The sequence below is a fragment of the Actinospica durhamensis genome (assembly GCF_018139695.1).
Taxonomy (GTDB): domain Bacteria; phylum Actinomycetota; class Actinomycetes; order Streptomycetales; family Catenulisporaceae; genus Actinospica; species Actinospica durhamensis.
In genome coordinates this window covers 1-8,025 of record NZ_JAGSOG010000339.1, presented here as the reverse complement: position 1 = coordinate 8,025, position 8,025 = coordinate 1, and the positions used below count along the sequence as shown (strand labels likewise).

Below are 8,025 nucleotides of genomic sequence, written 5' to 3'. Positions count from 1 at the left end.
CCCGCTCGGCCGCCGCGTCACGGTCGCCAGCGCGCAGACGCCGACCGCCGCGGCCGCCGCCACGCCGGTCGGGTGCGTCAGCCCGGCCGCCAGCGCCGCCACCCCGGCCGCGAGCCAGCGCCCGCGGATGAGGAAGAGCACGGTGAACGCGGCCAGCGCCGTGTAGAGCGACTCGGTGTAGGCCATCGACTCGACCACGGCCGTGGGCACCGCGGCCCACAGCGCCGCGAGCAGCAGCCCGGTCCGCCGGTCGTAGAGCTCCTCGCCGATCGCGCGCAGGGCGATCGCGGCCGCGATCCCGGACAGCAGGCTGATCAGCAGCGCGGCCGCGACCACGCCGAGGGCGAGGCCGAGCCCGGCGATCAGCAGCGGGTAGAGCGGGAAGAAGACGATGTTCGTGTTGACCAGGCCGCCGCCCGGCCGATAGGTCAGGGCCGTGTCGTACCCGTGCCTGGCCACGTCCAGGTACCACTGGCCGTCCCACTTGGTCAGCAGCGACGGGACCCGGCCGAGGCGTGGGGCCATCGCGGCCAACACGATCAACCCGACGGCGCGCACCGCGCAGTAGACCAGGACTTCCGGCGCATGCTCCCTGGCCAGGGCACGGCCTCGCTTGACGGCGATCGCGTTCACCGGCCCGTCCTACCGGGCCACGGCACCCAGTGGGCGACGTCCCGGTGGACCGGCGGCGTCCGCCGGGTGTCGAGTCCGCGGGCACCGGTGGAGTCTTCATGATGACTTCAGATTCCGCCCCCCGCGCGCTTCGCGCCGCGTTCACCGGAGCGACGCTCAGAGGTCATACATTGCTCGGCTGTGCCAGAGATCTCCCGCCGCTCCGTCCTGTCCGTCCTCGGCGCGGGAGCGGTCGCCGCCGCCACCGGTGCCGCCGCGCACGCCCTGGCCGCGGGGCCCGCGCCGGCCGGCTACCGGGCCGCGGGGCCGGACAACCCGACCCGCGCGCAGAACCGGCTCCCCGGCTCGGCGGACTGGCAGATCGGGGCCGGCGGCACGGTCGGCGCCGACGACCTGACCGGCCGGATCGCCGGATACGCCGCGCGCCCGAGCGTCGAGGTCGGCGAGTCGCTCGACTTCCACGTCTCCACCGACGTGGCCTCCTTCCGGGTGGAGGTCTACCGGCTCGGCGACTACGGCGGCTCAGGCGCCCGGCGGATGGCCACCAGCCCCGGCCTGACCGGCGTGCGCCAGGCCGCCCCGTCCACCGACCCCGACACCGGCATGGTCAGCTGCGCCTGGGCGCCCTCGTGGACCCTGGAGGTGCCGCCGGACTGGGTCTCCGGAGCGTATCTGGCCACGTTCACGACCGAGGACGGCCAACGTTCGCTGACCCCCTTCGTCGTACGCGAAGACGCCCGCCGCGCCGACTTCCTGCTCGTGCAGCCGTACTCGACCTACCAGGCCTACAACCAGTGGCCGCTAGACGGGAGGATCGGCAAGAGCCTGTACTACGGCTACGGCAAGCACGGCGCCCCGAGCCCGGCCGAGGTCGAGGGCGGCGACAAGCGGTTCGACGTACACGGCTTCCCGATCGGCTACGGCGACCGCGCCCGGACGGTGAACTACGCCCGGCCGTACTCGGGCGTCGGGCTGCCGCAGCGCATCGACCTGGACTACGCGTTCCTCCAGTGGGCCGAGCGCAGCGGCTACGACCTGAGCTACTCCACCAGCGTCGACCTGCAGCTCGGCCGGGTCGACCCGACGCGCTACCGCGCGCTGATCTTCTCCGGGCACGACGAGTACTGGTCCCGCCAGATGCGCGACACCGTCGACGCGGCGATGGCGCGGGGCACCCATCTGGCCTATATGGGGGCGAACAACGTGTACTGGCACGTGCGCTGGGAGCCGGACCCGAACGGCACCGACATCCCGGCGATGACCTGCTACAAGACCGATCACGATCCGTCCCCCGACGCCAGCGGCCCCACCTGCATGTGGCGCGACGTCAAGGCCGGCGGCGACCAGTCCGAGCAGAAGCTGCTGGGCGTGCAGTACAACGGGATCCCGCGCGCGGACACGGCGCTGGTCGTCACCGCCGCCGACCACTGGCTCTGGGCCGGGACCGGCGTGCGCGAGGGCGAGCAGATCCCCGGGATCGTCGGCGGGGAGGCCGACGGCTTCTACGCCGGGTCGCCGCGGCCCGCCGCCAGCCGGCACACGCTGCTGTCCGCCTCGCCGTACCACGCCGAGGGCCAGGCCAGCGGCCCGATCTACCAGAACACCAGCCTGTACGAGACCGCACAGGGCGCGATCGTGTTCGACGCCGCCACGTTCAACTGGTCGCTCGGGCTGAACCACCCCGACTACGTCGACGCGCGCATCCAGCAGGCCACGACGAACCTGCTCAACCGGTTGCGGGCCTGACGCGCTCGGTCTGGCCGGCCCACTGACGCGGCGTCACCAGCGCGGGCCCGGCGGCCGACGCGGCGAGCACCAGGGCCTTGACGGCATCCGGCCCCGGCAGCGGCACGAGCAGCAACACCGCCAGTACCACCGCGTACGCCAGCACGCCGCGCGCGGCCGCCGCGTTGCGCTCGGACCACGCGACCACCCCCGTCGTCGCGACGCACGCCCACCACGGGCTGCACAGGTCGGCCACGTGCAGCGCGAGCGGCGCCAGGAAGGTCGAGTCACCCTCCGCGAACCACACCGCGCCGACGCTCAGACCCGCGCAGAGCAGCAGCGTGCCCCACGCCGCGGTGAGCACGCGCCCGAGGTACCCGCCGCCGCGCCGCCGCAGCCACACCGCGACCGCCGAGCAGAACAACCCCACCGCGAGATACGTCACCGCCCACCCCAGCCCGTCGGCCGTGGTGCCCTGAAACGCCCAGTCGTTGTGTCCGACGTCGTGCGAGAGCATCGCCAGGCCGTACGCGGCGACCGCGTGGCCGCTGCCGCGCGAACCGGCGGGTCCGAGCGTGTCGGCGGCGAAGGGCGAGGCGGCGATCGTGGCCGCGGCGGTCAGCGCGAGCAGGGCCCGGCCGAAGCGCGGCGCGTTCACCGCGGACGGGTTCAGCGACATGGTTCCGCAGGCTACGTGACCCGGGAGAACGGCAGCATGCCTCCCGGTTACCGGCCGGACATCTTCTGAACACCAGCGGTTGGCCGCCGCCCGCTACCTTCCGCAGGTGGCCACCAGGGACCTGCCTCGACGCGTCTTCGCCTGCGTACTGCTCATCGCCGAGATCTTCACGGCTCTGCAGGCGCTGGACTATCGCCAGGACGTGCCGTCCAACGACACGTACCAGTACGCGAAGCAGACGCTGCGGATACTGGGCGAGAGCCGGCGCGACGCCGTGCACGACGCGACCGTGATGTACTGCCAGGACAGCGGCAACGACGCGTCCGCCATCGCCGCGCTCGACACCGGCGCCGGGGCCGGCACCGCGGACTACGCCTCCGCCTTCGACGCGTGCATGTACACCTACCGCGACGGCCTGAGCCCGAGCTCCCCGCGCTATCTCGCCATCTTCACCTCCCGCCCCGGCTACCCGCTGCTCGCCGCGCCGCTGGCCGACGCCTTCGGGCTGCGCTTCGGCCTGTGGGCGGCGGCGCTGCTGTGCACGCTGTTCGCGAGCCTGCTGGTGCTCGCCTTGCTGCGCACGGTCGGCTGCGGCTGGTGGGCGGCGGTGGCCGGGCAGGGGCTCTACCTGGCAGCGCCCACCGGCTACTGGGGCAGCAGGATGCTGACGGACGGCCCCTCGCTGGCCACCATCCTGCTCATGCTGCTCGGCGCCGTGTGGATGGTCAGGGGCCGGATTCGCGCGGGCGCCGCCGTGCTCGCGGTCGGCCTGGCCACCGGCTTCGTGGTGCGCTACTCCAGCGAACAGCTCGCGGCCCTGCTGCTCGCGGTGGGCGCGCTGCTGTACTGGTGGCGGGCGCGCGACGGGCGGAGCGCGGGGATCAGGCTGCTCGCGATCGCCGCGGGCGCCGGGTTCGTGCTGACCGAGCTGCTCAGTACGCTGCTCGGCTGGCCCGGCCTGACCGAGTCGATGCAGGACACCTTCACCAAGCACTTCGCCCGCCCGGACGTGAGCGACCCGGTGCTGCGGCTGATCAAGTCGGACGTGCACCTCTGGGTCTACTACCCGGTCTACGAGCCCACCGCGCTGCTCGTGGCCGTCGGAGCGGTCCTGCTCGCGGTGGTGGTGGTGCGGCGCGAGGCGGTCTACGGCGCCCTGGTGGTCGCGGTCGCGGCCACCGGCCTCGGCGCGGTCGTCGCGCACCCGGTGGCCTCGCAGGCCGATCGGCTGATGGTGGCGGTCTGGCTGCTGCTCGCCCTCGGTCTGCCGCCGCTGTTCGACCGCACCCGCACCCGCCCGTCCGCCGGCGCCGATCCGGTGCCGGAACCCGCCGAGCTCCCCGCATCACCGCCTTCTTCGAAACCGCTCACCGCCGCAACCCTGGGAGAGGGCGCGCACTGATGGACGTGCTCATGCTGGTCATCTCGAACGTGGCGCACGACGCCAGAGTGCTGCGCGAGGCCACCGCCCTGGCCGACCGCGGCCACGCGGTGCACATCGTCGGCCGCGACATACCGGCCGGCTGGAACGCGCCGGACGGGGTGAGCGTGCAGTCGGTCTCCGGCGGCACCGGCTTCAAGCCCGGCGGCGGCGCCGCCACGCCGCCCCGCCGCGGCGGTCCGCTCGGCCGGGTCCGCGCGGTCGGCCGCTGGGTCCTGCTGCCGCAGCACCGCAAGCGCGTCTGGCACACCTGGAACACGCAGGCCCGCACGGCCGTGGGCAACCGGCACTTCGACGTCGTGCACGCCCACGACTTCAACGTGCTGCGACTGGCCGCTGAACTCGCCGGCCGGGACGGCGCCAAGCTGGTCTACGACTCGCACGAGTGGTGGTCCGGCCGCGAGCGCCACGGCCGCCCGACCCCGTTCGAACGGGCCGGCGAGAAGCGGATGGAGCGTCGGCTCGTGGCCCGCGCCGACGCGGTGCTGACCGTCAGCGACGGCATCGCGGCCCGGCTCGGCCAGTGGCGCACCACCCCCGTCGCCGTCGTGCGCAACACCTTCCCGCTGGTCAGCGCGCCGGACGAGATCGCCGAGCTGCCCGAGCGCCCGCGCGGAGTCGTCTACGCCGGACGCATCGGCGCGGCCCGCGACATCGAGACGCTGCTGCTCGCGGCCGCGGACCTGCAACTCGAGACGCTGCTGATGGGCAACGCCGACCGCGAGTACCTGCCCAAGCTGCGCGGGTTCGACGTCAACTTCCGGATAGAGCCGGCCCGGCCGGTGGACGAGGTGGACGAGGTGCTGCGCCGCGTCGGCATCTCCATGGTCACCCTCACCGACACCTGCGAGAACCACCGCCTCGCCCTGCCCAACAAGGTCTTCCACGCCGTGCGCGCGGGCGTCCCGGTCGTGGCCGCCGACCTGCCCGAGCTGCGCAGGCTGGTCACCGCGTACGGCATCGGCGCGCTCTACCGGCCGGGTGACGCCGCGTCACTGCGCGCCGCGCTCGAGACGGTGGCCGCGGACTACTCCGGCCTGTGCGCGCGGGCGCGCCGGGCCCGGGCCGAACTCAACTGGGAACAGGACGCGAAGGAACTGGTGAAGGTGTACGACGCTCTGGCGGCCACGCGATGACCGTCCCGGCCCAGCGCGCCCCCGAGGCCCGCCGCCCACGCGTGGTCATGCTCGTGGCCAACGGCGTCAAGGGCGACTCGCGGGTGCAGAAGATCGCCTGGTCGATGGCCGCGGCCGGCTGGGAGGTGACGCTGGTCGGGCGCGCCCCCGGCGCCGAACCCGAGCGCTACCGGCTCGGCGCGGCCGAGGTGCTGCTCGTGCCGGTGCCCAAGACCGTGTCAGCGTACGAAGGCGCCCGGCTGCGCGGCGGACGGCGCGCAGCCGCCCTGCGCCCGGCCTACCGCGAGGCCCGGGCCGCGCTGGCCGGGCGCGACGCCGCGGCCGGACGCCGGCGCCGCTCGCGCGGCGTGGCCGCCGCCCGCCGCTTCCTCGCCGCCCGCCCCGGCCTTGACGCGCTGCTGGCCCGCTGCTCCCGCGGCCCGCTCGGCGGCGCCGCGCACCAGGCGCTCGGCACGGTGCTCGGCGGCCTGGACCGGCACGGCGGCTGGCGCTGGTTCAACCCCTGGTTCGCCGACCTCGACCTGGCCCTCGCGCCGGTGGTGCGGGACCTGGAACCGGACCTGATCCACGCCCACGACTTCCACATGGTCGGCATCGGCGCCCGCCTCGCCGCCGCCCTGTCCACCGACGCCCACCCGGTGCGCTGGATCTACGACGCGCACGAGTACCTGCGCGGCATCGAGGTCCCGAGCCGCACCGACATACGCCTGCGCATGCGGCGGCGCATGCTGGTCGGCGTCGAGAGCGAGTACATCGGCCGCGCCGACGCCGTGGTGACCGTGTCCGAGGGCATCGCCCAGCGCCTCGCCGAGGACCACGCCCTGAGCCACCGCCCCGGCGTCATCCTCAACGCCCCGGTGATCGCGGCGGGCGACGGGATGGACGACGGCCCCACCACCCCCCGCTCCCTACGCGCCGACTGCGGAATCGAAGTCGGCACCGGGGCCGGAACCGAGGCCGCCGAGGACGTCCCGCTGCTGCTCTACAGCGGCGGCATGTCCCCGCGCCGAGGCGTGTCCACGGCCGTGGAGGCGCTGGTCTGCCTGCCGCAGGCGCACCTCGCCCTGATCGCCCGGACCGACGACCCTGATATTCCGGCCCTGACGGAGCTCGCCGAGCGGCTCGGCGTCGCCGGGCGGCTGCACGTCGTGCCCTACGTGCCGGTGGACCAGGTCGTGTCGTACATCAGCGCCGCGACGATCGGTCTCGTGCCGATCCTGCACCTGCCGAACCACGAGCTCTCACTCATCACCAAGTACTTCGAATACCTGCACGCCTGCCTGCCGATCGTCACCAGCGACGTGCGCGAGATGGCCGCCGAGACCCGGCGCCTCGGCGTCGGCGAGGTCTTCGCGGCGGGCGACGCGGTGGACCTGGCCGCCGCGGTCACGCGCGTGCTGGCCGAGCCGGAGCGCTACCGCGGCGTCTACTCCGGCCCGTCCGACCCGCGCCCCGCCTCGAGCTGGGCCGGGCAGGCCGAACGGCTCGACGCGCTCTACCGCTCGCTCGTCACCCTCGCGCCGGGCCCCGCACGTGACGCGGGCGCCCTGGAGCTGCGCCCGATCGACGCCACCGTCGCCCCACTCACCCGTTCGGCAGAATCACCGCGCGCCCGTTGATCGTCCCCTCGTGCAGGCGGCGGTAGGCCTGGGGCGCTTCGTCGATGCCGAAGCGCTCCACGTGCACGTTGACCACGCCCGCCCGGGCAAGCTCGAACACCTCGATCAGCTCACTGCGACTGCCCCAGTACGGGGAGCGCACCGAGCAGTCGTACGGAGTGGCACCGAAGCCGACCTTCGCCGTGCCGCCGCCGATGCCGACGATCACCACGTCGGACTCCATCCCGGCGCAGGCGGTGGCGGTGGCGACCGTGGGCGCGGCGCCGACGAAGTCGAACACGGCGTCCGCGCCGCGCCCGTTCGTCATCGCCCGCACCTGGTCCGCCGCGCCCGTGTCGGAGATCAGGGTCTCGTGCGCGCCGACCTCGGCCGCGAGCGCCAGCTTCTCCTGCGTCACGTCCAGCGCGACCACCCGCGCCGGGCTCAGCGCCCGCAGCAGCTGGATCGCGACGTGCCCGAGCCCGCCCGTGCCGATCACCACGGCCGTGCTGCCCGGCACCAGTCGCGGCAGCGACCCCTTGATCGCGTGGTACGGCGTGAGCCCGGCGTCCGTGAGCGGCACGGTCGTCACCGGATCGAGGTCCCCGAGCGGCAGCAGATGCCGCTTGTCGTCGACCAGCAGATACTCGGCGATCGCGCCCGGCTGCCCGAGCCCGGGCGGGTAGATGCCCAGCTTCTGCGCCTCCAGGCAGTAGTTCTCCTTGCCCTGGGCACAGTTGAGGCACAACCCGCAGCCCCACGGCCCGTAGACCGCCACCGACTCCCCGATCTCCAGCCCCGTCACCCCCGAAC

7 protein-coding genes are annotated in these 8,025 nt (G+C 74.0%); 4 read left to right on the top strand and 3 right to left on the bottom strand.

The features are described from left to right. The coding region (locus KDL01_RS36625; RefSeq protein ID WP_212533304.1) for a mannosyltransferase family protein at window positions 1-633 on the bottom strand (633 nt) is incomplete at its 3' end. A gap of 180 nt (window positions 634-813) precedes the next feature. Here KDL01_RS36625 and KDL01_RS36620 point away from each other — a divergent pair. Continuing rightward, on the top strand, window positions 814-2,379 hold the full coding sequence (locus tag KDL01_RS36620) for a N,N-dimethylformamidase beta subunit family domain-containing protein (RefSeq protein WP_212533303.1): 1,566 nt from the start codon (window positions 814-816) through the stop codon (window positions 2,377-2,379). Here KDL01_RS36620 and KDL01_RS36615 read toward each other — a convergent pair. Beyond that, a complete protein-coding gene (locus tag KDL01_RS36615; RefSeq protein ID WP_212533302.1) occupies window positions 2,360-3,037 on the bottom strand; it encodes a hypothetical protein in 678 nt (225 codons plus the stop codon). The genes KDL01_RS36620 and KDL01_RS36615 overlap by 20 nt on opposite strands. A gap of 106 nt (window positions 3,038-3,143) precedes the next feature. On the opposite strand from KDL01_RS36615, the gene KDL01_RS36610 reads away from it, so the two are divergent. From KDL01_RS36610 to KDL01_RS36600, 3 genes are read left to right on the top strand one after another with little or no spacing between them, the layout of a single operon-like run. Further along, complete coding sequence (locus KDL01_RS36610) at window positions 3,144-4,439, top strand: hypothetical protein (protein ID WP_212533301.1); 1,296 nt, start codon at window positions 3,144-3,146, stop codon at window positions 4,437-4,439. Next, a complete protein-coding gene (locus KDL01_RS36605) occupies window positions 4,439-5,614 on the top strand; it encodes a glycosyltransferase (protein WP_212533300.1) in 1,176 nt (391 codons plus the stop codon). Before KDL01_RS36610 ends, KDL01_RS36605 begins: the two co-directional genes overlap by 1 nt. Beyond that, window positions 5,611-7,233, top strand: coding sequence for a glycosyltransferase (locus KDL01_RS36600; RefSeq protein ID WP_212533299.1), 1,623 nt, complete (start codon window positions 5,611-5,613; stop codon window positions 7,231-7,233). The genes KDL01_RS36605 and KDL01_RS36600 overlap by 4 nt, the downstream gene beginning before the upstream one ends. On the opposite strand, the gene KDL01_RS36595 is transcribed toward KDL01_RS36600, so the two are convergent. Then, a partial coding sequence (locus tag KDL01_RS36595; RefSeq protein WP_212533298.1) for a zinc-binding dehydrogenase occupies window positions 7,199-8,025 on the bottom strand: 827 nt, incomplete at its 5' end. The genes KDL01_RS36600 and KDL01_RS36595 overlap by 35 nt on opposite strands.